Source organism: Microbacterium sp. 1.5R (assembly GCF_001889265.1).
Classification (GTDB): domain Bacteria; phylum Actinomycetota; class Actinomycetes; order Actinomycetales; family Microbacteriaceae; genus Microbacterium.
Map to the genome: position 1 here is coordinate 397897 of NZ_CP018151.1, position 24030 is coordinate 421926.

At 69.4% G+C, this 24030-nt stretch carries 23 protein-coding genes; 16 read left to right on the forward strand and 7 right to left on the reverse strand.

Annotated features, from left to right (window positions below; all coding sequences use genetic code 11):
- The first annotated feature begins 150 nt into the window (after positions 1-150).
- The gene (locus tag BMW26_RS01955; protein ID WP_072590619.1) at positions 151-1407 is read left to right on the forward strand and encodes a hypothetical protein; all 1257 of its coding nucleotides are present in this window, start codon (positions 151-153) and stop codon (positions 1405-1407) included.
- Positions 1408-1899: 492 nt separating this feature from the next.
- Here BMW26_RS01955 and purQ read toward each other — a convergent pair whose 3' ends face one another.
- The 3 genes from purQ to BMW26_RS01970 all read right to left on the reverse strand — a co-directional run bounded on the left by purQ (position 1900) and on the right by BMW26_RS01970 (position 3463).
- Positions 1900-2607 carry a phosphoribosylformylglycinamidine synthase subunit PurQ gene (gene purQ / locus BMW26_RS01960; protein ID WP_053098585.1) on the reverse strand — a complete coding sequence of 236 codons (708 nt, stop codon included), beginning with the start codon at positions 2605-2607 and terminating at the stop codon, positions 1900-1902.
- Complete coding sequence (gene purS / locus BMW26_RS01965; RefSeq protein WP_053098586.1) at positions 2604-2852, reverse strand: phosphoribosylformylglycinamidine synthase subunit PurS; 249 nt, start codon at positions 2850-2852, stop codon at positions 2604-2606. Before purS ends, purQ begins: the two co-directional genes overlap by 4 nt.
- 80 nt (positions 2853-2932) lie before the next feature.
- Positions 2933-3463 (reverse strand): adenine phosphoribosyltransferase, encoded by a 531-nt coding sequence (locus tag BMW26_RS01970; protein WP_056276456.1) that lies wholly within the window; start codon positions 3461-3463, stop codon positions 2933-2935.
- Between the two features lie 181 nt (positions 3464-3644).
- Here BMW26_RS01970 and BMW26_RS01975 point away from each other — a divergent pair, with 181 nt between their 5' ends.
- From BMW26_RS01975 to BMW26_RS01995, 5 genes are all read left to right on the forward strand, one after another.
- Positions 3645-4952, forward strand: coding sequence for an ABC transporter substrate-binding protein (locus tag BMW26_RS01975; RefSeq protein ID WP_072590620.1), 1308 nt, complete (start codon positions 3645-3647; stop codon positions 4950-4952).
- A 112-nt stretch (positions 4953-5064) separates the two neighbouring features.
- Complete coding sequence (locus tag BMW26_RS01980; protein WP_072590621.1) at positions 5065-6171, forward strand: carbohydrate ABC transporter permease; 1107 nt, start codon at positions 5065-5067, stop codon at positions 6169-6171.
- A complete protein-coding gene (locus tag BMW26_RS01985) occupies positions 6168-7058 on the forward strand; it encodes a carbohydrate ABC transporter permease (protein WP_072590622.1) in 891 nt (296 codons plus the stop codon). Before BMW26_RS01980 ends, BMW26_RS01985 begins: the two co-directional genes overlap by 4 nt.
- A 5-nt stretch (positions 7059-7063) precedes the next feature.
- Positions 7064-8500, forward strand: a complete 1437-nt coding sequence (locus BMW26_RS01990) for a GH1 family beta-glucosidase (protein WP_198032367.1) — start codon at positions 7064-7066, stop codon at positions 8498-8500.
- A gap of 56 nt (positions 8501-8556) precedes the next feature.
- Positions 8557-9552, forward strand: coding sequence for a LacI family DNA-binding transcriptional regulator (locus BMW26_RS01995; RefSeq protein WP_056276469.1), 996 nt, complete (start codon positions 8557-8559; stop codon positions 9550-9552).
- A gap of 97 nt (positions 9553-9649) precedes the next feature.
- On the opposite strand, the gene BMW26_RS02000 is transcribed toward BMW26_RS01995, so the two are convergent.
- Complete coding sequence (locus BMW26_RS02000; RefSeq protein WP_072590624.1) at positions 9650-10453, reverse strand: DUF1266 domain-containing protein; 804 nt, start codon at positions 10451-10453, stop codon at positions 9650-9652.
- A gap of 114 nt (positions 10454-10567) precedes the next feature.
- Here BMW26_RS02000 and BMW26_RS02005 point away from each other — a divergent pair, with 114 nt between their 5' ends.
- Positions 10568-11233: a TetR/AcrR family transcriptional regulator gene (locus BMW26_RS02005; protein ID WP_082297963.1), complete on the forward strand. Its 666-nt coding sequence runs from the start codon at positions 10568-10570 to the stop codon at positions 11231-11233.
- A gap of 34 nt (positions 11234-11267) precedes the next feature.
- On the opposite strand, the gene BMW26_RS02010 is transcribed toward BMW26_RS02005, so the two are convergent.
- Positions 11268-11924 (reverse strand): GntR family transcriptional regulator, encoded by a 657-nt coding sequence (locus tag BMW26_RS02010; protein WP_053098594.1) that lies wholly within the window; start codon positions 11922-11924, stop codon positions 11268-11270.
- Between the two features lie 175 nt (positions 11925-12099).
- Here BMW26_RS02010 and BMW26_RS02015 point away from each other — a divergent pair, with 175 nt between their 5' ends.
- From BMW26_RS02015 to BMW26_RS02035, 5 genes are read left to right on the forward strand one after another with little or no spacing between them, the layout of a single operon-like run.
- The gene (locus BMW26_RS02015) at positions 12100-13377 is read left to right on the forward strand and encodes an NRAMP family divalent metal transporter (RefSeq protein WP_072590625.1); all 1278 of its coding nucleotides are present in this window, start codon (positions 12100-12102) and stop codon (positions 13375-13377) included.
- Between the two features lie 4 nt (positions 13378-13381).
- A complete protein-coding gene (locus BMW26_RS02020; RefSeq protein WP_053098596.1) occupies positions 13382-14146 on the forward strand; it encodes a LamB/YcsF family protein in 765 nt (254 codons plus the stop codon).
- A 1-nt stretch (position 14147) separates the two neighbouring features.
- The gene (locus tag BMW26_RS02025) at positions 14148-14948 is read left to right on the forward strand and encodes a putative hydro-lyase (protein ID WP_072590626.1); all 801 of its coding nucleotides are present in this window, start codon (positions 14148-14150) and stop codon (positions 14946-14948) included.
- Positions 14948-16537 (forward strand): urea amidolyase family protein, encoded by a 1590-nt coding sequence (locus BMW26_RS02030; protein WP_072590627.1) that lies wholly within the window; start codon positions 14948-14950, stop codon positions 16535-16537. The genes BMW26_RS02025 and BMW26_RS02030 overlap by 1 nt, the downstream gene beginning before the upstream one ends.
- Complete coding sequence (locus BMW26_RS02035; protein WP_072590628.1) at positions 16534-18246, forward strand: acetyl/propionyl/methylcrotonyl-CoA carboxylase subunit alpha; 1713 nt, start codon at positions 16534-16536, stop codon at positions 18244-18246. The genes BMW26_RS02030 and BMW26_RS02035 overlap by 4 nt, the downstream gene beginning before the upstream one ends.
- A gap of 84 nt (positions 18247-18330) precedes the next feature.
- On the opposite strand, the gene BMW26_RS02040 is transcribed toward BMW26_RS02035, so the two are convergent.
- Together BMW26_RS02040 and BMW26_RS02045 are read right to left on the reverse strand one after the other, a co-directional pair.
- Positions 18331-19686, reverse strand: a complete 1356-nt coding sequence (locus BMW26_RS02040) for a uracil-xanthine permease family protein (protein ID WP_056276489.1) — start codon at positions 19684-19686, stop codon at positions 18331-18333.
- Between the two features lie 222 nt (positions 19687-19908).
- Entirely contained in the window at positions 19909-20787 is an 879-nt protein-coding gene (locus BMW26_RS02045; RefSeq protein ID WP_072590629.1) for a phosphoribosylaminoimidazolesuccinocarboxamide synthase, read from the reverse strand.
- Between the two features lie 99 nt (positions 20788-20886).
- Between BMW26_RS02045 and BMW26_RS02050 the strand changes: the two genes are divergently transcribed.
- From BMW26_RS02050 to BMW26_RS02065, 4 genes are all read left to right on the forward strand, one after another.
- Positions 20887-21102: a DUF2945 domain-containing protein gene (locus BMW26_RS02050; RefSeq protein ID WP_072590630.1), complete on the forward strand. Its 216-nt coding sequence runs from the start codon at positions 20887-20889 to the stop codon at positions 21100-21102.
- Positions 21103-21190: 88 nt separating this feature from the next.
- On the forward strand, positions 21191-21802 hold the full coding sequence (locus BMW26_RS02055; RefSeq protein ID WP_053098603.1) for a PadR family transcriptional regulator: 612 nt from the start codon (positions 21191-21193) through the stop codon (positions 21800-21802).
- Entirely contained in the window at positions 21799-23376 is a 1578-nt protein-coding gene (locus tag BMW26_RS02060) for a DHA2 family efflux MFS transporter permease subunit (protein WP_072590631.1), read from the forward strand. Before BMW26_RS02055 ends, BMW26_RS02060 begins: the two co-directional genes overlap by 4 nt.
- 96 nt (positions 23377-23472) lie before the next feature.
- Positions 23473-24003, forward strand: a complete 531-nt coding sequence (locus BMW26_RS02065; RefSeq protein ID WP_072590632.1) for a GNAT family N-acetyltransferase — start codon at positions 23473-23475, stop codon at positions 24001-24003.
- Positions 24004-24030 lie beyond the last annotated feature (27 nt).

Consider the following 24030-nt stretch of genomic DNA (forward strand, 5'->3'; position numbering starts at 1 on the left):
GCATGCTACTCGCGGGGCGCGACACGCCGGGCGCCTCGAAAGACTAGACCTTCGCCACTTCCGCCGAGACTTCCTGGTATGCCAGCATTTTGCACGTGACCTCCTGGTCGCCTGCGGTCGCCGACTGCGGTTCAGACCGAGGGGGTCTTCATGTCGGGTTCATCGCGCCGTTCAGCGCCATGGATGATCGCCGCCGCACTCATCGCCGCCGCGATGGTCGCGGGCGTGACCACCGCGGCCTCCGGTGATGCCCCCGCCGACGACCCGACCGCCGCACCGGATCCGACTCTGTCGGTCGCCCTCGCCTACGAGTTCCTCGATGCGCGCGTCGACGAGTTCTGCGACGGCGCGGGGCACTGCCTTCCCCGCAGCTATCAGGGAGGCTTCTTCACCGACCTGCCGACCTGGGACTTCACCCCGTCGTTCGTCTACGACGACGCCCTCGTCGTGATCGCGTACACGGCACGCGGGCTCCCCGACGACATCCGTCGGGCGCGGACCATCGGCGACACCCTGCTCTTCGTGCAGGCGAACGACCCGATCGGCGACGGCCGAGTGCGCACCTCGTACGAGCCGCACGGCATCCGTCAGGGGAGGGTCGAGATCACCGGCCCCGGCACGTTCACCGGCAACCAGGCCTGGACCGGTATGGCGCTCGCGCGTCTCTTCCACGCGACCGGCGACTCGAAGTACCTCGATGGGGCGGTGCAGATCGCCGAATGGATCCAGAACAACACCGCCGACATGGTGCGAGCGCCCTTCGGCTACACCGGCGGTCAGCTCGAGAACGGCTCGTCGCTGGAGTGGAAGTCCACCGAGCACAACAGCGATATCGCCGGCTTCTTCACGCAGCTCGCACAGCTCACCGGCGACTCCGTCTGGGCCGATCGGGCGGGCGTCGCGTCGGCCTTCGTGGCCGCGATGCAGAGCGCCGACGGCCATGTCGACACGGGCACCCTGCTGGATGGGTCGACGGTCAACACCCGCCCCATTCCCCTCGACGCGCAGACCTGGAGCTCGCTCGCCACGCGCGACCCCCGCTACGACACCTCGCTGGACTGGACGCTGACCCACCTCATCGCGACGGACGGGCAGTATCAGGGCGCGTCGATCAGCGACGTCGACGTGTCGAAGGTGTGGTTCGAGGGATCCGGCCACCTGGCGCTCGCTCTCACGCTGCGCGATGCGCCCGGTGACGCCGAGCGCGTGGAGTCGCTGCTGAGCAGCATCCGCCTCGGTCAGCGCGATGCGCCCAACGGCGACGGCAAGGGGATCGTGGCGACGTCGACCGACGGCCTCGACTCGGGCTTCGGCGACCTCTACTACGCCAGCCTGCACACCGGTGCGACGGCCTGGTACCTGCTCGCCGCCGCGGGCGACAATCCCTTCGCGCTGCCCGTCGACTGACCCGTCGCGCTCTGACGCCTGCCGCCACGTCGGGCGCGGTGCGGGGTCACTTTTGCACCGGCGGCGCGGTGCGGGGTCACTAGTGCACCTCCGACGCGGTGCGTGGTCACTATTGCACCGGATTCGGGTGATTCGGGTGCGGAACTGGCCCCGGCTGCGGGCGCGGTGCGGAACTGGCCCCGGCTGCGGGCGCGGTGCGGAACTGGCCCCGGCTGCGCGAGCGGGATCGGAACTGGCCCCGGCTGCGCGAGCGGGATCGGAACCGCCCCCCTCGGTGCTGGGGCCGGCGTCATCGCGCCGGTGCGGGGCCAAAAGCGCATCCTCCGCTGATGCGGGGCCAATAACGCATGCGAAACCGGCGATTCGGGTGCAGAACTGGCCCCGGCTGTGCGCGCGGGTGCAGAACTGGCCCCGGCTGTGCGAGCGGGTGCGGAACTGGCCCCGGCTGCGGGTTCGGATGCGGAACTGGCCCCGGCTGCGCGCGCCTACCGCTTACGCGGCGACGCGGGCGACGGCGGCGATCGCGCTGGTGAAGAAGTCGACTCCATCGATGCCCGAGCGCATGGCGGCCGAGGTGTCGGGGCCGAAGCCGGCCTCGGTCGCGTGCTCGGGGTGCGGCATGAGCCCCACGACGTTGCCCGCCTCGTTGGTGAGTCCGGCGATGTCGCGCAGGGAGCCGTTCGGGTTCACGCCCGCATAGCGGAATGCCACGAGGTTCTCGCCCTCGAGACGGTCGAGCGTCTCCTCGTCGGCGATGTACCCGCCGTCGGCGTTCTTCAGCGGGATCGTGATCTCCTGGCCCGTGCGGAAGCGGTTGGTCCACGCGGTGTCGGAGTTCTCGACGATCAGCTTCTGATCGCGCCGCACGAAGTGCTGGTGATCGTTGCGGATCAGGCCGCCGGGCAGCAGGTGCGCCTCGACCAGCATCTGGAAGCCGTTGCAGATGCCGAGGATCGGCATGCCCTTGGCCGCGGCGTCCTTGACCTCCGCCATGATCGGCGAGAGCGCGGCGATCGCACCGGCGCGCAGGTAGTCGCCGTAGCTGAAGCCGCCGGGCAGCACGAGGGCGTCGACGCCCTCGAGGTCGTGCGAACCGTGCCAGAGGGCCACCGGCTCGGCGCCGGCGATGCGCACGGCGCGCTGGGCGTCGCGGTCGTCGAGCGAGCCCGGGAAGGTGATGACGCCGATGCGCGTGGTCACTCGGCGACCTCGATGCCGACGACGTCCTCGATCACGGAGTTGGAGAGCACCTCATCGGCGATGCGGCGGGCCTCGGCGAGGATCTCGTCGGTGACCTCGCCTTCGACGGTGAGCTCGAAGCGCTTGCCGATGCGGACATCGGAGAAGCCCTCGACGCCCAGACGGGAGAATGCGCCGGACACGGCCTTCCCCTGCGGGTCGAGCAGTTCGGGCTTGGGCATGACGTCGACGACGATGGTGGGCATGAACGGCTCCGGAAGTCGCGGGCGGACGGGCTTGTCCAGTCTACCGGCTCGGGACTCGCCCGATTCCCGGGTGACGGGGCTCAGGCGTGGAAGACGGTGTGCAGGTCGCCGATCGCCTCGCGGCCGCCGAGACCGTCGATCTCGAACAGCACGGAGATGCCGACGACGTGGCTGCCCAGGCGCTCGACCAGTTCGCGTCCGGCGGCGAGCGTGCCCCCGGTGGCGAGCACGTCGTCGATGAGCAGCACGCGGGACCCGACGGGCAGATCGTCGTGCATCTCGATCGTCGCGGTGCCGTATTCGAGGGCGTAGTCGACGGATGCCGCGGGGCGGGGCAGCTTGCCGGCCTTGCGGATCGGGATGAGGCCGACGCCTGCGGCGATCGCGGCCGCTCCGGCGAGGATGAAGCCGCGTGCCTCGATGCCCGCCACGACGTCGAACTGTCCGGCGAACGGCGCGATGATCGCGTCGGTGGTCGCCTGCAGGGCCTCGGCGTCGGCGAGCAGCGGGGTGATGTCGCGGAAGATGATCCCCGCCTCGGGATAGTCGGGGATGCTGCGGATCAGGGATTCGGCGCGGACGAGGGCGGGGGAGAGATCGGTGTCGGGCACCGGTCAAGGCTACGCGAAAGGCTCGGGCTTGACACCATGGGAGCGCTCCCATAGAGTCACTGGACAGTGCATGGGAGCGCTCCCACAGGAATCCTCACGGGAAGCCATCACGGAAAGCCCACGCACGACCCCGAGCACCACCCGCACCACCACTGCACGACCCACCACAAAGGAGTGAACTGTGAACACACGTGCCCGCAAGCGGATCCTGACGACAGCAGCCGTCGCATCCGTCTCCGCCCTGGCCCTCGCCGGCTGCGCCTCCGCCGATGCCGGCGACAGCGCTTCCGGTGACGAGAAGGTCACACTGACCGTCACCACCTTCGGCACCTTCGGATACGACGACCTCTACGACGAGTACGAGAAGGCGAACCCGAACGTCACGATCGAGGCGACCAACATCGACACCGGCGGCAACGCCCGCACCGACGCGTTCACGAAGATCGCAGCCGGCTCGGGTCTCAGCGACGTCGTCGCGATCGAGGAGGGGTGGCTCGGCGCGATCATGGACGTCTCCGACACCTTCGTCGACCTGCGCGACTACGGCATCGAAGACCGCAAGTCCGACTGGGTCGACTGGAAGTACGGACAGGCGACCGACGCCGAGGGCCGCGTGATCGGCTACGGCACCGACATCGGCCCGAGCGGCATCTGCTACAACGGCGCCGCCTTCGAGGCAGCCGGCCTGCCCAGCGACCGCGAGTCCGTCGCCGAGCTGCTGAACGGCGACTGGGAGAACTACTTCGCGGTCGGCGCCGAGTACACGGCCAAGACCGGCAAGGCCTGGTACGACCACTCCGGTTTCGTCTGGAACGCCATGGTCAACCAGCTCGACGAGGGGTACTACACCTCTGACGGCGAGCTGAACGTCGAGGACAACGCCGAGCTGAAGGAGCGCTTCGAGCTGCTCGGAGCCGCGACCGAAGGCGGTCAGTCCGCTGCGCAGACCGCGTGGGACTGGAACGGCGGCAAGTCGTTCGTCGACGGCACCTTCGCCACGTTCGTCTGCCCGGGCTGGATGCTCGGCGTCGTGCAGGGCCAGGTCGAGGCCGGCGGCGGCGACGCCTCCACCGGCTGGGACTTCGCCGACGTCTTCCCCGGCGGCGCAGCCAACTGGGGCGGCGCATTCCTGTCGATCCCCGAGAGCTCGCAGCACAAGGAGGCCGCGGCCGACCTCGCCGACTGGCTGACGCAGCCCGAGCAGCAGGTCAAGCAGTCCGCCGCCGCGGGCAACTTCCCGTCGACGATCAAGGCGCAGGAGACCCTCTCGTCCGAGGCGACTCCGAACGCGTTCTTCAACGACGCACCCACCGGTGCCATCCTCGCCGAGCGCGCCAAGGGCGTCGTCGCCCAGTTCAAGGGCGCCGATGACTCGGTGATTCAGGAGAACGTCTTCGGTCCGGCCCTCAGCGGCCTCGACCGTGGCGAGACCGACACCCAGGGCGCCTGGGATGCCGCGGTCGAGCTCCTGAACGAGCTGGTCGACTGACCCAGCCACCGCATCCGTTCCGGTCGCAGTTCGTGCCGCGCCGCCTTCACCGGGGCGACACGGACTGCGACCGGAGCACCACGGAAGCCCGGAACAGGACCAAGGAAGAGTCATGACCCTCACGCATGAGCGCTCGGAGACGGCATCCGCGTCGTCGAACGACGCGAAGAGCCCGAAGACGGATGCCGCGGCTCGGCGTCCCTGGCGGCACCGCATCTCGCGGTTCGACCAGAACGCCTCCCCGTACTTCTACATCTCGCCGTTCTTCCTGCTCTTCGGGCTGGTCGGACTCTTCCCGCTGCTCTACACGGTGTGGGTGGCCGTGCACGAGTGGGACCTGCTCAAGGGGCAGGGCGAGTTCATCGGCGCCGGGAACTTCGTCGAGATCCTCGGCGACCCGATGTTCTGGAACTCGATCTTCAACACCCTGAGCATCTTCCTGCTGTCGGCGATCCCGCAGCTCGCGGTCGCCCTGGTGATCGCCTACCTCCTCGACCGCGGCCTGCGTGCCCCGACGTTCTGGCGCATGAGCGTTCTCATCCCGTTCGTCGTGACCCCCGTCGCCGTCGCCATCATCTTCTCGAGCATCTTCAACGAGGCCGACGGCCTCGCCAACAACCTGCTCAATCTGATCGGCATCGCCGACCAGGAGTGGAAGCACAACACGGCGCTGTCGCACCTCGCGATCGCCGTGATGGTGAACTTCCGCTGGACCGGCTACAACGCCCTCATCCTCCTCGCCGCCATGCAGGCGGTGCCGCGCGATCTCTACGAGTCGGCAGCCCTCGACGGAGCCGGCGCTGCCCGCCGGTTCTTCTCGATCACGATCCCCACGATCCGCCCCACGCTGATCTTCGTGATCATCACGGCGACGATCGGTGGTCTGCAGATCTTCGCCGAGCCCCGGCTGTTCGACGTCTCGACGGCGGGCGGCATCGGCGGCAGCGACCGGCAGTTCCAGACGACCGTGCTGTTCCTGTGGGAGCTCGCCTTCTTCCGCCGGGACCTCGGCGAAGCATCCGCCGTCGCCATCCTGCTGTTCCTGCTCATCGTCGGCATCGGCGTCATCAACTTCCTGATCTCCCGACGCATCTCGACCGGGGATGCTCCGAAGAGCCGCGCCGCGCGCCGACGAGCCCGCACCGCCGCTGCCGCCGCAGCCGAGACGGCCGCCGCCGGCACGACGATCGCCACCACGACCGAGGAGAATGCGCGATGACCGCCACCCAGGCGCTGAGCGTCCCCGAGAAGATCCGCCGCCGTCGAGGCGCCCTGGGCGGCAACGCCGGGATCGGCAGCCGCCCCGGCTTCCTCACCTACGGCCTGCTCGCCGCGTTCATCATCGGCAGCGTCTACCCGCTGTGGTGGTCGGTCGTCGTGGCGAGCGGCACGAACGCCACGCGTGGCGAAACCCTGCCGCTGATCCCCGGCGGCAACTTCTTCACCAACGCCGCCAAGGTGTTCGACGCGATCCCGTTCTGGCTCGCTCTGGGCAACTCGTTCCTCATCTCGGCGATCATCACGGTCTCGGTCGTCACGTTCTCGACGCTGGCCGGCTATGCCTTCGCCAAGCTGCGCTTCACGGGCCGCGACGGACTGATGATCTTCGTGATCGCGACCATGGCGATCCCGACGCAGCTCGGCATCATCCCGCTGTTCATGCTGATGCGGGAGCTCGGCTGGACCGGATCGATCGGCGCGGTCATCGTGCCGACACTGGTCACCGCCTTCGGCGTCTTCTTCATGCGGCAGTACCTGGTCGACGTGATCCCGGACGAGCTGATCGAGGCGGCGCGGATGGACGGCGCGAACCAGTTCCGCACGTTCCTCACCGTCGGCATCCCGGCCGCTCGCCCTGCCATGGCGATCCTCGGCCTCTTCACCTTCATGACTGCGTGGACCGACTACCTCTGGCCGCTGATCGTGCTCTCCCCGCAGAACCCGACACTGCAGACGGCCCTCAGCCAGCTGCAGTCCGGCTATTACATCGACTACTCCATCGTGCTCGCCGGTGCGGTGCTCGCGACCCTTCCGCTGCTCGTCCTGTTCGTCGTGGCGGGCCGGCAGCTGGTCAGTGGCATCATGGCGGGCGCGGTGAAAGGATGACCCCTATGACCCGTGCCTTTCCCGAGAACTTCCTGTTCGGCGCCGCGACAGCGGCGTACCAGATCGAAGGGGCGGCTTTCGAAGACGGGCGCACCGCGTCGATCTGGGATGCCTTCAGCAGGGAGCCCGGCGCCGTGATCGGCGGCGACAACGGCGATGTGGCGTGCGACCACTACCACCGCTATCCGCAGGACGTCGCTCTCATGAAGGAGCTCGGGCTGCAGACCTACCGCTTCTCGACCTCGTGGTCGCGCGTCCGGCCCGACGGCGGCGCGGTCAACGCGAAGGGCGTCGACTTCTACGAGCGCCTGGTCGACGAGCTGCTCGCGAACGACATCCTGCCCTGGCTGACGCTCTATCACTGGGACATGCCGCAGGCGCTGCAGGAGACCGGCGGGTGGACCAACCGTGACACCGTCGGACGCTTCCTCGAGTACGCCGGCACGATGCACGACGCCCTGGGCGATCGGGTGAACGTGTGGACGACCCTGAACGAGCCGTGGTGCTCGTCGTTCCTCTCTTATACCGGCGGCGAGCACGCTCCGGGTCACACGAGCGTCGCGGAGGGTCTGCTCTCGGCGCACCACCTGCTGCTCGCCCACGGCGAGACGGTCCGCGAGCTGCGTGGCCGGGATGCGAGCCTGAATCTCGGCATCACGCTGAACCACACGGTCGCAGACCCCGCCGATCCGACCAACCCCGCAGACATCGACGCCGCGCGTCGCGTCGACGGCCAGTTCAACCGCTGGTTCCTCGACCCGATCTACCGGGGCGTGTACCCGGACGACATCATCCGGGACATCCGGTCGGTGGATGCCGATGCCGTCGCCCGCTTCACGGATGCCGTGCACGACGGCGACCTCGACGTCATCTCTCAGCGCATCGACACGCAGGGCGTCAACTACTACCACGGCGACTTCGTCTCGGGCACGGCTCCCACCCCTGAGCGGACCCCGCTCAGCGGCGGCCCCGCGACCGACCGGGTCGGTCGAAGCCCGTATCCGTCGAGCGAGGGCATCCACCCCGTCGAACGCGGACTCCCGCGCACGGCGCAGAACTGGGAGGTGCAGCCCGAGGGGCTCACCCGTCTGCTGCAGCGCGTGTGGACCGAGTACGCCGAGCCCGCCGGAACCGTGCTGTACATGACCGAGAACGGTGCCGCCTATGACGACGTCGCGGTCGTCGAAGACGGTGAGACCCGCGTGCACGACGACGACCGCACCGAGTTCCTGCGCCTGCACCTGGCCGCCGTGCTCGATGCGGCGGATGCCGGCGTCGACGTGCGCGGCTACTTCTACTGGTCGATGTTCGACAACTTCGAGTGGGCCTGGGGCTACGACAAGCGGTTCGGCATCGTGCGCGTCGACTACGACACCCAGGAGCGGAGTCTGAAGGACTCCGGTCGGGAGTACGCTCGCATCATCGCCGCTCGCGCTCTCTGACGCCGGGCGGCGTCACCAGGGAGCATCCGGCCTCGCCGCCGGACGGAGGGAGAGTCGTGTCGTCACGAGCGACCATCGAAGAGGTGGCATCGGCCGCCGGAGTCTCACGGTCGACGGTGTCACGCGTCGTCAACGGGTCGACGGCGGTGAGTCCTGAAGCCCTCGAGTCGGTGAAGCGGGCCATCGAGGAGCTCAGCTACGTGCCCAACCGCGCGGCTCGCTCACTCGCGTCCCGACAGACCCACGCGATCGCCCTGATCGTCCCCGAGGACACCACGCGGTTCTTCGGAGATCCCTTCTTCGCGGCGATCGTCGCGGGCATCACGGGGGCGCTCCGCGGCTCTGACTACCTGCTCAACCTGCTGATCGCGAGCGACGACCCCGGCGACAAGATGACGAGCTTCGTGCGCAACGGCGGTGTGGACGGCGCGCTCATCGTCTCGCACCACACGAGCGACGCGTTCATCGACCGGGTCGCCGATGCCGTGCCCGTGGTCTGGGGCGGCAGGCCGGTGCGCATCCGCGAGGGCGACTACGTGGTCGACGTCGACAACGTCGCCGGCGCCCGCACCGCCACCCAGCACCTGATCGAGACCGGTCGCACGCGGATCGCCACGATCTCGGGGCCCATCACGATGGTCTCCTCCGTCGACCGTGTGCAGGGCTTCCGCGGGGCACTGGCCGATGCAGGGCTCTCGCCGTTCGCCGAGGAGGCCGGTGACTACAGCGAAGCCAGCGGAGCGGATGCCGCGCGCCGCATCCTCGCGGCGGGGCGTCCGGATGCGATCTTCGTCGCCAGCGACCTCATGGCCCGTGGCGCGCTCACGGCGCTGCGCTCGGCCGGCATCCGTGTTCCCGAAGACGTGGCGCTCGTCGGGTTCGACGACTCGTCGGTCGCGCTGAGCACTGACCCGCCGCTGACCACCATGCGGCAGCCCATGTACGCGCAGGGCGAGGCGATGGCCGGAGTGCTGCTCTCGCGCCTGGCCGGACGCGACCCGGCGCACACGACGATCCTGCCGACGGAACTGGTGGTGCGCGCCTCGTCGTGACCTCGCGCGGGCCGGGATCGAACGGGTGCGACCGAAGAACACGGATGCGGACCATACGCCCCTCCAGGTCGGTCCGCATCCGTGGGTCTTCGGGCGATCAGCCGATCCGGTCCCGTGACCGCTGATCGATCGTCGCGGGCCACGACAGCGTCGCCCACGGGCCGTTGCGCTTGGGCATCACTGCCGTCGCGAAATCCGTCCACACCTCGCCGTACTTCTCGAACGACTCCGCGTCGAGGTTCCCGTCGCTCCAGTGCATGACCCGTCCGGCGATGTAGCTCAGGCCGAAATCGACCCATGACACGAACGACGGGCGGGTGTCGACGTTGATCCGGTGGATGATGCGGCGGGCCTCTGCGACGTCGGCGTATCCGAGCGCGACACCCCACGTCGTCATCGCCACGGCCTGACCGAGCGCATACGCGTCGAGTGTGCGCACATACACATCGGGCGTCACGACATCTTTTCCGACTCGTCTGCGCACCTCGCGCTCGATGCGCTCGATGCCGGCCACGAACGGTAACGCGTCGCGCGCGTCTCCGCCTTCGGCGACGATCCCCGCGAGCCACTCCCGCGTGGTCGGCACACGCCCGAGGGCGGTGTCCAGGTCGTTGCGGACAGCCAGACGGAGCATCCAGGCCTGACGTCGACGTCTCACGGTGCTGAGATGGTCGATCATGCCGAGCCAGTCGTCACGGGAGCGGATGCCCCACGTCTCGGCGACGAGCGCTCTGTCGTCAGGTCCCAGAGAGGGGGCCGTCGGGTCGTTCCAGGGCCCGGACGGGAGGGAGCTGATCTGCAGCAGGCCCAGCGCGATCTCGTTCGCCTCGGTGTCGGTGGTGGAGAACCGCTCGGATGGCGCGAGCCTCTGGGGACGCGTGAACCATGATGTCGGGCTCATCACACTCCTGAGGGTGGGGCCTGGGGCCGCTCATAGCTTGAACAGCTATTCAGTCGCTAATATATAGCCTCCGGGGGGAAATCCGAAGTCGTCCGATGCTGGGGAGCGGGACCGATGGCACGTTCAGACGAACACAACCGGGCCGCGCGGGAGCGCGCCCGCGAAGCCATTCTCGAATCGGCCATCATCCTGTTCGCCGAACGAGGCGTCTCCGGCGCGAGCATCGCCGAGATCACCCGCCGCGCCGGGGTCGCGCAGGGACTCGTGAGCTACCACTTCGGCGGCAAGGACCAGCTCGTGGCCGCCGTGATCGACCGCTGGTACGAGGCGCTCTTCGCGATCCCGCAGGTCGAGGGGCCCGCCGACGTCCGGCTCGCCGGGATCATCGACGGTGCTCTCGCCGCCACCGGTTTCGCCCTCCCGGTGCAGCGAGCGGTGTTCGCGATGCAGCAGCAGCCCAGCACCCACCGCATGTTCGCCGAGGCCGAGACCCGGTTCGCGGAGCAGGCGATCGCATCGGAGAACGCCGTCCGCGAGATCTTCCGCGAGAGGGGTGCCGCCGATCCTCCGCTCGAGGAGATCATGCTGCGCACCACCCTCGAGGGCGTCTTCATGAAGTACGCCGTCTACGGCGACACCTACCCGCTCGAAGACGCCCGACGCTGGGTGCGGCGTCTCTACGGCCTGCCCGAGCCCGAGGCGCCGCTTCCGCTGCAACTCGCGCCCCGGGATCCGGACGCGAGGACCAGGGCGGCGGGGGCTCTGCGGGACGAGGAGTGACCGAGCTGCGGCCGACCCTCCATCGCGGACGGCGTCAGCCCAGCTGCATCCGGGCGAAGGCCCCGAGCACCACGCGCTCGGACTGCACGAGGTAGCGCTCGAGCTCGGCCGCACCGGCCGCCGCACCGCGGGCGAGGAAGGTGTCGAGCACCGCGCGGTTCTTGCGCACGAACGGCTCGTGCAGCGAGCGAGGATCGTCGATCTTCAGGAACGCGAGTCTCAGCTCTGCCGCGAGGTCACGGTAGGTGCGGGCCAGACGGGGGCTGTCCGCGAGCGACACCAGGGCGACATGGAACGCCATGTTGGCGCTGCCCACCGCGCGCCACGTCTCGGCGTCGTCGAGGAGTGCGTCGTGCGCCGCGGCCTCGGCGGCGAGCACGGCCTCCTGCATCTGCTGGACCGCCGGATGCTCCGGCTCGGAGTGCAGGAGCGCGGTGCACTCGATGATGCGACGTGCGCGATAGATGTCGATCACGTCGGCGATCGACGGCGAGGCGACGGAGACGCCCCGGTGCGGCACGTGCTCGAGCAGACCCTGCTCGGAGAGGGCGCGGAACGCCTCGCGCAGCGTGTTGCGTGCCACGCCGAAGTGCTCCGCGATGGCCGATTCCGACAGTCGGGAACCGGGTGCGAACGCGCCGTCGATGATCTGCTGTCGGAGCGCATCGGCGAGCATGCCCTGCTGGTTCATGCCTTCATCGTAGGCGGCGGCCTGAGCGGATCGTTCGAGGAAGCATCTCCGCCATCACACGAATGCAACTCGGCCGTAGCACAGCGGAAACAAAGTTGTTGAACAATATTGCTCGATCCGTTCTACACTGGGTGTCACTCGACACCCACCAACGACGATGGGAATCCCCCCCGCAATGTCAGAGAACACCGCAGCCCCGCTGTCCGCCGAAGACGAAGTCCGGCTCTCCGCCGCCAAGAGACGCGCCGGCCGCAGCGCCGTGATCGGCGCCATCTTCCTGATGGCCACCAGCGCCATCGGTCCCGGGTTCATCACCCAGACGGCCACCTTCACCGCGACGATGGGGGCGGCCTTCGCGTTCGCGATCCTCGTCTCGATCCTCGTCGACATCGCCGTGCAGCTGAACGTGTGGCGCATGATCACCTCCTCCGGCATGCGCGCCGGGGAACTCGCCAACAGGGCAATCCCGTTCTCCGGGCACGTGATCGCCGTGCTCGTCGTCATCGGCGGCCTCGCGTTCAACATCGGCAACATCGCGGGTGGCGGCCTGGGCATGAACGCGCTGCTCGGCATCGATCCCAAGCTCGGCGGAGCGCTGACCGCCGCCCTCGCGATCATCATCTTCCTCATCAAGAAGGCCGGTCCGGTGATGGACATCGTGCTCGTCGTGCTCGGCATCGGCATGATCGTGATGACCGTGATCGTCGCGGTGATCGCCCAACCGCCCATCGGCGAGGCGCTGCGCCAGACGTTCGCGCCGGACGAGCTCAACTTCGCCACGATCACCACGATCGTCGGCGGAACGGTCGGCGGATACATCACCTACTCGGGTGCCCACCGCTACCTCGACTCGGGTCACACCGGTCCCGAGCAGGCGGGTCCTGTCATGCGCGCCGCGGCGAACGGCATCCTCGTCACCGGCGTCATGCGCTACGTGCTGTTCCTCGCGGTCCTCGGCGTGGTCGCCTCGGGCGTCTCGCTCGACCTGTCGAGCCAGGCCGCGAACCCCGCGGGACAGGCCTTCGGCGCCGTGCTCGGCGACGCGGGACTCCGCATCTTCGGCGCGATCTTCTGGGCCGCCGCGATCAGCTCGGTGATCGGCGCGGCATACACGTCAGCGACCTTCCTCTCGACCTTCACGAAGAAGCTCCGGGGCGGATGGCCGCTGCAGCTGGCCACCGTCGCCTTCATCGTCGTGTCGCTGATCGTCTACCTCTCGATCGGCACCGCGCCGGCCGCGATCCTCGTCTTCGTCGGCGGCTTCAACGGGCTCATCCTCCCCATCGGCCTCACGGTGTTCATGTACATCGGCTGGTTCCGCCGTGACCTGCTCGGCTCGAAGAAGTACCCGCTGTGGCTGCTCATCGCCGGCACGCTCGTGACGCTGCTGACCTGGTACATGGGCATCGTCTCGGTCGGCCCCATCTTCGCCTTCCTCGGAATCGGAGCGTGACCCCATGACATCGATCGACCTGAACTCCGACCTCGGCGAGAACGTCCCCGACCGGGTGGTCAGCGACGACGAGAGCATGCTGCGCCTCGTGACGAGCGCGAACGTGGCGTGCGGGTTCCACGCGGGCAGCCCCGAGGGCATCCGATCGACTCTCGAGAGCGCCGTGGCCGGAGGCGTCGTGATCGGCGCGCACCCCGGCTACCGCGACTACGAGAACTTCGGCCGCACGAAGGTCGAGATCGACTCGGCCACCCTGCAGGCGCACGTCGAGTACCAGCTCGGTGCCCTGATCGGTCTTGCCGCAGCCGTCGGTGGCACGGTCGCCTACGTCAAGCCGCACGGAGCGCTCTACAACACGATCGCCCGCGACGAGCGGCAGTCGAAGGACGTGGTGGCGGCGATCCGCGCGATCGACCCGAACCTCGTGCTGCTGGGTCTGGCCGGAGGCGTCGTGCTCGACGTCGCCGAGCGTGCGGGCCTGCAGATCGCGGCCGAGGCCTTCGCCGATCGGGCGTATCAGCCCGACGGCCAGCTCGTCTCACGAACCGAGGCGGGCTCGGTGCTGCACGACCCCGTCGCGGTCGCCGAGCGCATGGTGCGCCTCGCCGGCGAAGGAGTGATCCGCGCGATCGACGGCACCGACGTGCCCGTCAGCGCGCAGTCGATCTGCGTGCACGGCGACAGCCCCGGCTCGGTGGCCATGGCCGCCGAGACCAAGCGGATGCTGCAGGACGCCGGCATCACGATCGCACCGTTCGCGGGAGTCTGAGATGACCGTTCTCGCCACCCCCGACCAGCTCGCCGCCGCGCGGGCAGCGCGAGCCGCCATCCGGGCGGGGCACGCCGCGCCGACCAGCGGCGTCGCCGTCGGACTGACGCAGGCGAACCTCATCTCGGTGCCCGCGGACTGGGCCTTCGAGACGCTGCTCTTCGCACAGCGCAACCCGAAGCCGTGCCCCGTGCTCGAGGTCATCGAACAGGGCGAGGTGGAATCGCGGCTCGCCCCGGGCAGCGACATCCGCACGGACATCGGCCGGTACCGCGTCTGGCGCGACGGCGAACTGGTCGACGAGGTCTCCGATGCGACCGAGGCGTGGGAGGAGCAACCCGACCTCGTCTCGTTCCTGATCGGATGCAGCTTCACGTTCGAGTCCGGGCTCGTGCAGGCGGGCATCCCGATCCGCCATCAGGAACTCGGACGCAACGTGCCGATGTACCGCACCGCAGTGACTTGCACCCCCGCGGGCAGGCTGAGCGGCGAGATGGTCGTGTCGATGCGACCGATCCCCGCGGACCGTGTGGCCGATGCCGTGCAGATCTCCGGCCGCACCCCCGCCGTGCACGGGGCCCCGGTGCACATCGGCGACCCGGCATCGCTCGGCATCGCAGACCTCGCCCGCCCCGACTTCGGCGATGCCCCTGAGGTGCGCGAGGGCGAGGTGCCGGTGTTCTGGGCGTGCGGCGTCACGCCGCAGGCCGCCATCATGGCCTCGAAGCCGCCGTTCGCCATCACCCACGCGCCCGGCTACATGTTCGTCACCGATGTCCCCGATGCGGAGTACCTGGTCTGATGCGCATCCTCACGGCATCCGACCACGCGCTTCTCGTCGAGGCGGCCGACCTCGACGAGGCGATGCGTCTGAACCTCGCGTGGGACGGCGTGCACGGCGTGGTCGAGCGCATCCCCGGCGCTCGCACGGTGCTCGTGCGGTTCGATCCGCTGGCGGTGTCGGCCGCCGATCTCGCCCGCGCGCTCGCCGCGACCGAGATCGACACCGCTCATCTGCCGGCCACGGGCGAGGTCACTGTTCCGGTGCGGTACGACGGGGAAGACCTCGACGAGGCGGCGTCCCTGCTGGGTGTCTCGGCATCCGAGCTCGTGAACCGCCACCTCGCCGCCGAGTGGACGGTCGCCTTCTCGGGCTTCGCCCCCGGCTTCGGGTATGTGGTGAGCAGTGATCCGCTGTTCGATGTGCCCCGCCGCTCGTCGCCCCGCACCCGTGTGCCGGCCGGATCCGTGGCCCTCGCCGGCCAGTTCACCGGCGTGTACCCGCGCGAGAGCCCCGGCGGATGGCAGCTCATCGGACGCACGGATGCCCTGATGTGGGACATCGATCGCGACCCTCCCGCGCTGCTGTCGCCCGGCACGACGGTGCGGTTCGAGCAGGTGCGGGCGCAGGCCGTGATGTCGGACAACGCAGACGATCGTGCCGACGCGCGGCGCGTCACCGAGCGAGACGCCGCGGCGAGCGCGACGGACCCGGGTTCTCCGGCGTCCCCGGCCGTCGAGGTCGTGCGTCCGTCGATGCAGCTGCTGGTGCAGGATGCTGGTCGTCCGGGATTCGCGGCGCTCGGCGTCTCGGCGTCCGGTGTCGCCGATCGCCGCGCCATGCGCGAGGCGAACCGGGCAGTGGGCAATGCGAGCGGCGCGGCGGTGCTCGAGAGCGTCGGCGGTGCCGTGCTGCGATTCCGGGGCGCCGGGGTCGCCGCTGTCACGGGCGCTGTCGGGGCGCTCGACCTGATCGACGCGGACGGTGTGGCGCGTCGCATCGCCCATGGCGCGCCCTTCGCCACCGTCGAGGGCGACGAGCTCACGCTGGGGCATCCGACCAGCGGGCTGCGCTACGTCATCGCGGTCCGTGGCGGAGTGGCCGTCGACACGGCGCTCGACAGCCGCGCGAGCGACACCCTCGCCGGGCTCGGGCCCGATCCGCTGGCTGCCGGAGACGTGCTGCGCATCGGCGCTTCCGCACGGCATCCCGTCGAGCCGGATGTCACCCCGCGGACGCTGCCGGCATCCGGTGACGTCGTCGACCTCGAGATCACCCTCGGCCCTCGGGACGACTGGTTCACCCCCGCAGCGCTCTCGACGCTCGCCGGCCAGGAGTGGACCGTGACCCCGCGGTCGGACCGCGTCGGCATCCGGCTCGAGGGCGACAGGCCCCTCGCGCGCTCCGTCGGGGGCGAGCTGCCCAGCGAAGGGGCGGTCACCGGGGCGATCCAGGTGCCGCCTGACGGTCAGCCCGTGCTGTTCCTCCCGGATCACCCGCTCACCGGCGGGTATCCGATCATCGGCGCCCTCACCGATCGCAGCCTCGACCTCGCCGCGCAGCTGCCGCCCGGCGTGCGCATCCGTTTCATCGTCAAGGAGACCTCATGACCAAGGTGCTGATCGCGAATCGCGGAGAGATCGCCGTGCGCGTCATCCGCGCCTGCGTCGAAGCCGGGTACACGTCGATCGCGGTCTACGCCGACCAGGATGCCGATGCGCTGCACGTGCGGCTCGCCGATGAGGCTGTCGGACTGGGGGGAGACACCGCTGCGACGACCTATCTCTCGATCGATGCGCTGCTGGACGCCGCCCGCACGAGCGGTGCGGATGCCGTGCACCCGGGCTACGGATTCCTCTCGGAGAGCGCGGAGTTCGCGCGGGCCGTCGAGGGTGCGGGCCTCATCTGGATCGGCCCGTCGCCCGACAGCATCGATGCGCTCGGCGACAAGATGACCGCGCGCCGGATCGCGCAGCGCGTCGGGGCCCCCCTGGCCGCCGGCACCGACCAGCCGCTTGCCGGCCCCGAGGAGGCCGTGGCCTTCGCCGAGGAGCACGGGCTTCCGATCGCGATCAAGGCGGCGTTCGGCGGAGGCGGCCGAGGGCTGAAGGTGGTGCATGAGCTGTCGGAGGTCGCGGATGCCTTCGAGGCCGCGACGCGCGAGGCCATCGCCGCCTTCGGGCGGGGGGAGTGCTTCGTCGAGCGCTTCCTCGAGAGCCCGCGCCACATCGAGGTCCAGGTGCTCGGTGACGGACTCGGCGGCGTCGTGGTCGTCGGCGATCGAGACTGCTCGATGCAGCGACGCAACCAGAAGCTCATCGAAGAGGCACCCGCGCCGGGCCTGTCGAGGGATCAGCGCACGCGGTTCCACGACGCGGCCAGGGCGATCTGCGCCGAGGTGCAGTACCGGGGCGCAGGAACCGTCGAGTTCCTCCTCGCGGCCGACGGCACGATCTCCTTCCTCGAGGTGAACACCCGACTCCAGGTGGAGCACCCCGTCACCGAAGAGGTCACCGGCACGGATCTCGTGCGCGAGCAGTTCCGCATCGCCTTCGGCGAGGGGATCTCGTTCACCGAGACGCCCATGCCGACCGGGCACGCCTTCGAGTTCCGGATCAACGCCGAAGACCCGGGTCGCGGATTCCTGCCCAGCCCCGGTCGTGTCGAGTCCTTGCGGATCCCCGGCGGACCCGGTGTGCGCTGGGACAGCGGCATCGAGGCGGGCGACGTCGTTCAGCCCGCCTTCGACTCGATGATCGCGAAGCTCGTCGTGCATGCCGACGACCGCGACGCGGCCCTCGTGCGGGCGCGTCGGGCGCTGCGCGAGCTTGTCGTCGAGGGGCCGGCCACGCTCATCCCGTTCGATATGCTCGCGCTCGACGACGAGGCGTTCGCCACCGAGACCTTCGCGGTGCACACCCAGTGGATCGAGAGCACCCTGCTGCCGCGCCTCGAGCCGCAACTGCGTCCCGCCCCCGCACCGGATGCCGCTCTCCAGCGCTTCCCCGTCGAGATCGACGGGCGCCGTGTCGTGCTCGGGCTCCCGATGGCGCTGCTCGCGGGGCTCGGCGGCCTGGCGGATTCCGGAGGTGCGCCCGCCGCATCCGATCCGACCGAGCTGCGTGCTCCGGCACCGGGAACGCTCGTGCGGTGGCTCGCAGACGACGGGGCGAGCGTCGCCGAGGGCGATCCGATCGCGGTGCTCGACGCCATGAAGATGGAGACCACGGTCACCGCCCATCGTGCCGGCACGCTGTCGCACAGTGTGGAGCTCTCGGCCTCGGTCGCGCCCGACGCGGTGCTCGCCGTCATCGCCTGAGCGCTACCGCGCCCTGACACGAAGATCCCGGATGCCACCTCAGCGGCGGCATCCGGGATCTTCGCGTTCGCGAGTCGAGCGTGATTACGCGGGGTCGCCGCCCAGCGGCCCCACGGCCTCGAGGGGGCGAGGGTCGTCGGCGCCGGTCTTGCGGGCGCGGGCGATGAGGTTGCCCACGTGGTAGATCAGCAGAGCGGCGACCGTGCCGAGCACGATGCCGCCGAAGGCGAAGTCGCCGAGCTGCATCGAGAAGCCGGCGACGCCGATCACGAGCGAGACGGCCGCGGTGTACTGGTTGACCGGTCGTGAGAAGTCGACCTTGCTGTCGACCCAGATCTTGATGCCGATGATGCCGATGAGACCGTAGAGCGCGGTGGTCGCGCCGCCGAGCACACCGGCGGGGATCGAGTTGAAGACCTCGCCGACCTTCGGCGAGAACGCCAGCAGGATGGCGAAGAGACCGGCGACCCAGTAGACGGCGGTCGAGTAGACGCGGGTCGCGGCCATGACGCCGATGTTCTCGCCGTACGTCGTCGTGCCCGAGCCGCCGAAACCACCGGCGATGGTCGTGGCGACCCCGTCGGCGATCAGCGCGCGACCGGTGTGCTTGTTGATCGCGGGGTCTTCGGTCATCGTCGCGACGCCGCGCACGTGCCCGACGTTCTCAGCGACGAGCACCAGGACGACCGGCAGGAACATCGCGATGGTCGACCAGGTGCCGGGAGCGACGAAGTCCGGAAGCTGGAACTCGGGCAGACCGACCCAGGGGGCGTCGGCGATGAGCTCCGCCGGCGTCTTGCCTCCGCGCAGCGCGTTGGGGACCTCGAAGGAGCCCGTGAAGGCGGCGTAGATGAAGCCGACGGCGACGCCGAGGAAGATCGAGATGCGTCCGAGGAATCCGCGGAACAGCACCGCGAACAGGATGATCGCGACGAGCGTGATGGTCGCGGTCACGGGGTCGATCCGGAAGTTGTTCCACGCGGTGGGGGCGAGGTTGAAGCCGATCAGGGCGACGATCGCGCCGGCGACCACCGGGGGCATCAGAGCGTCGACCCAGCGGAGGCCGGCGAACTGCACGACCAGGCCGACGACCGTGAGCAGGATGCCGACCGCGACCACGCCCGCGAGGGCGGATCCGGTGCCGCCGGCTGCGACCGCGGCGGTGATCGGCGCGATGAACGCGAACGACGAGCCGAGGTAGCTGGGCAGCTGGTTCTTCGTGATCAGCAGGAAGATCAGGGTGCCGAGGCCGCTGAACAGCAGCGTCGTCGAGACCGGGAAGCCGGTCAGCGTCGGCACCAGGAACGTGGCTCCGAACATGGCGACGACGTGCTGGGCACCGATCGCGATCGTGGCCGGCCAGTTCAGGCGCTCTTCGGGCTTGACGACGGCACCGGGTTCGACGGTGCGTCCGTTTCCGTGGGTCTTCCACAGGGGCATGCGGGCTCCTCAGGATCGGGGGGAGTGGGAGTGCTGGAGCAACACTACCGATTCCTGAGTGTTGGCTGGGTGCGCGGGGACGGAGGAGCGGCGGGGTCGCCGCGCGCTACGAAGGAGAACTCGCGCAATGAAGGACCGCATCCGCAGATCGCCCCTTCGCTGGGTGAGATCTCCTTAGCAGCGAGTGGGAAACGGAGTGAGGGACGGGGGCGGTACCGGGCCTCAGGCCCCGAGGCGCTCGATGAGCTCGCGATACCGGGCGGCGGTGCGCTCGACGATGTCGTCGGGCAGCACGGGCGGTTCACCCTGCTTGTCCCAGTTCGCGGCCAGCCAGTCGCGCACGATCTGCTTGTCGAAGCTCGCCATGCGCTCGCTCGGCGAGGTTCCGGTGCGCCAGGCCTCGGCATCCCAGTACCGGGACGAGTCGCTCGTGAGCACCTCGTCGGCCAGGTGCAGGACGCCGTCGGCATCCGTCCCGAACTCGAACTTGGTGTCGGCGAGGATCAGGCCCTTCTCCTCGGCGATCGCGGCGGCCCGTGTGTAGAGCGAGATCGAGACGTCGCGCAGCTCGGCCGCGCGCTCTGCTCCGACGAGCTCGACGGTCTGCTCGAAGGTGATGTTCTCGTCGTGCTCGCCCATCGGCGCCTTGTAGGCCGGGGTGAACAGCGGTTCGGGCAGGCGGTCGCCGTTCTGCAGGCCGGCGGGCAGCGGGATGCCGCAGACGGTGCCGCTCTCGGTGTACTCGGCCCATCCGGATCCGGTGATGTAGCCGCGCACGACGCATTCGACCGGAAGCATCTCCAGCGACTGCGCGAGCATGGCGCGGTCGGCGACGCTCGCGGGGATCTCACCGTCGGCGAGGTGGTTGGGCACATCGTCGAGCTCGCTGAACCACCAGCGGCTGAGACGCGTGAGCAGCGCGCCCTTCTCGGGGATGCCGGGCGAGAGCACGAAGTCGAACGCGCTCACGCGATCGGACGCGACCACGAGGATGCGGGTGTCGGCGGCGTCGTCCGAGGCGTACAGGTCACGGACCTTGCCCGAGTAGATGTGGCGCCAGCCGGGGATGGTCTGCGCGTTGCTGTCCGAAGGTGTGCTCACCCGCCCATTATCCCGGGTCGACGTCGCCGGTGTCGTGTCAAGCCCTGGTGCGACCTCCGATGCATCGGCGAGGCTCGACGGAAGACGAACGGAGGAGTCATGACGAAGGATCTCTCCACGGGGGACCGGGTGAGCTGGAACACGTCGCAGGGGCGCACGCACGGCACCGTCGAGGAGAAGCGGACGAAGGACTTCCGGTTCGCCGGGCAGAGCTTCACCGCCTCCGACGACGATCCCGCCTACATTGTGAAGTCGGAGAAGAGCGGCGACACCGCGGCGCACAAGGGATCGGCTCTGCGCAAGCTGAGCAGCTGACGCTCGCGGGCGCCGTCTTGTCGATGACGCGTGCCAGGCGTATAGTCCACATGGACTATTTCAAGCGGAACCATCTGGGGAGGGGCCGATGCAGCGATTGACCCCGATGGGCGTCATGGTGCTGGCGCTGCTGCGCGAAGGCGACATGCACCCCTACGAGATGGTGCGCCTGATGCGCGTGCGCCGCGACGAACGGCTGCTCGCCGTCACGAACGGGACGCTCTATCACACGGTCGGCCGACTCCAGCGGGCCGGTCTCATCGACGAGGTGGGCATCGACCGAGAGGGCAACCGCCCCGAGCGCACCACCTACACGCTCACGGATGCCGGACGGGACGCGCTGATCGCCTGGCTGCGTCGCGAGCTGTCGATCATCGAGCGCCCGGCCGAGTTCCGCATCGCACTCGCCGAGGCTCACAATCTCGAGCGTCCCGACGTCATCGACCGCCTCCGCGAGCGTCGCTCCGCGCTCGCCGAAGGCCACGCGCTGCACCGTGACGGGCTGGTCGGCGCTCGCAGAAGGGGCGCCCCCGAGCAGGTGCTCGTCGAGTTCGAGCGCCAGGAGGTGCTGCTCGACGCCGAGCTGCGCTGGCTCGACTCGCTCCTCGATCGTCTCGAGGCCGAGGAGTTCCCCTGGGGGCCCACGGCTTTCGAGAACACCGACCGCTACCTCGCTCAGCGAAAGGCTGCACAGCAATGACCGATTCCCCCTCGACCGGAGGCCGGCCCACGGCATCCGGGTCATCCGGTCCCTCGACCGGCACCTTCGCCGCCGGGCATCGACCCGCGAGCCCCTGGCCCGCGCTCTGGGCGCTCGTCATCGGCTTCTTCATGATCCTCGTCGACACGACGATCGTCTCGGTCGCGAACCCCGCGATCAAGGCGGCGCTCGACCCGACCACCAACAACCTCGACAACGTCGTGTGGGTCACCAGCGCCTACCTGCTCGCCTACGCGGTGCCGCTGCTGATCACGGGCCGTCTCGGCGATCGGTTCGGCCCGAAGAACATCTACCTCATCGGCCTCGCGATCTTCACGCTCGCCTCGCTCTGGTGCGGGCTGTCGAACTCGCTCGAGATGCTGATCGCCGCTCGCGCCGTGCAGGGGCTCGGCGCCGCCTTCATGACGCCGCAGACCATGGCCGTGATCACCCGCACGTTCCCGCCCGAGCGCCGCGGCGCCGCCATGGGGCTGTGGGGTGCGACGGCCGGCGTCGCGACCCTCGTGGGACCGCTCGTCGGGGGCCTGCTCGTCGACGGCTTCGGCTGGGAGTGGATCTTCTTCGTGAACATCCCCGTCGGGATCGTCGCCTTCGTGCTCGCGTGGAGGCTCGTCCCGAAGCTGCAGACCAGTGCGCACCGGTTCGACATCCTGGGCGTCATCCTCAGCGCGGTGGCGCTGTTCCTCATCGTCTTCGGACTGCAGGAGGGCGAGAAGTTCGACTGGGGCGTGATCTGGGGACCGATCTCGGTGTGGGGCATCATCATCACCGGCCTCGTCGTGCTCGCGCTCTTCATCGTGCAGCAGGCGCGCACGCGCAGCGAGGCCCTGGTGCCTCTCGCACTGTTCCGCGACCGCAACTTCTCGGGGGCGAACGTCGCGATCGCCGCGGTCGGCTTCACCGTGACGAGCATGTCGCTGCCGATGATGTTCTTCCTGCAGACGGCGCGAGGGCTCACCCCGACGCAGGCCGCGCTGCTGCTGATCCCGATGGCCGTGCTGTCGGGCGTGCTCGCCCCGTTCGCCGGCAAGCTGCTCGACCGCATCGACCCGCGGATCATCCTCATCCCCGGTCTGCTCTGCGTGGTCGTCGCGCTCGTCTGGTACTCGGCCCTGATCAACATGGACACCGAGATCTGGATGTTCCTGCTGCCCTCGGCGCTCATGGGCGTCGGCAACGCCGGAATGTGGGGACCGCTCGCCACCACCGCGACGCGCAAGCTGCCTCCCCGCCAGGCCGGTGCCGGCGCGGGCATCTACAACACGACCCGCACCATCGGATCGGTCATCGGCTCGGCATCCATCGCCGCGTTCATGCAGTCGCGTCTCGAAGCGAACCTGCCGGGTCTCGCCGACGCATCCGCGGGGATCGAAGGCGGAGGATCGCTTCCTCCGCAGGTCGCCGAGGGATTCGCCGCCGGCATGTCGCAGGCAATCCTGCTGCCGGCCTGCGTGATGGTCATCGCTCTCGTGGCGTCGCTCTTCCTCGGACGCTACGACAAGGCGGATGCCGCGGCATCCGCCCCCGCGGAGGCGCCCGCCCCCGCAGCGTGACCGGTCCGTCGGCGAGCCGGGTCGACTGCGCGATCGTGCAGCGGGCCCGGCTCTCCCGGTTTGCGGCCGTCACCGCGGATGTGATCTCATCGGGCGATGACGATCGAGCTCACGAGGCCCACCACCGACCTGTTCGACTCCTGGGCGGCTGCGGTCGCCGAGTTCGGTGACGGGCACGTCGACGGGTCGGGTCTGCAGGCGCCGGTCACCCCGGATCGGGCGACGCTGGACGCGCTGATCGAGAAGTCGGCGGTTCTCTCCGACACCTCCGCGCAGCTGCCCGAGGATGCCGTGCACAACGATCTGTACTGGATCGTGGATGACGGCGAGGTCGTCGGGTTCCTGTCCTTCCGTCACGAGCTCAACGAATGGCTGCGTGAGGCGGGCGGTCACATCGGCTACTCGGTGCGCGCCTCCCGTCGTCGCCAGGGCTACGCATCGGCCGCGCTGCGGCTCGGACTCGAGCGTGCCCGCGAGATCGGACTCGAGCGCGTGCTGGTCACGTGCGACGACGACAACGTCGGCTCCTACCGAACGATCGAGGGCGCCGGTGGCGTGCTGCAGGACGTCAGCGACCAGTCGGAGCGTGGACACGCCATGCTCCGGCGCTACTGGATCACGCTCTGACGCCGATCCGCGAAGCGCCTCCGGGAC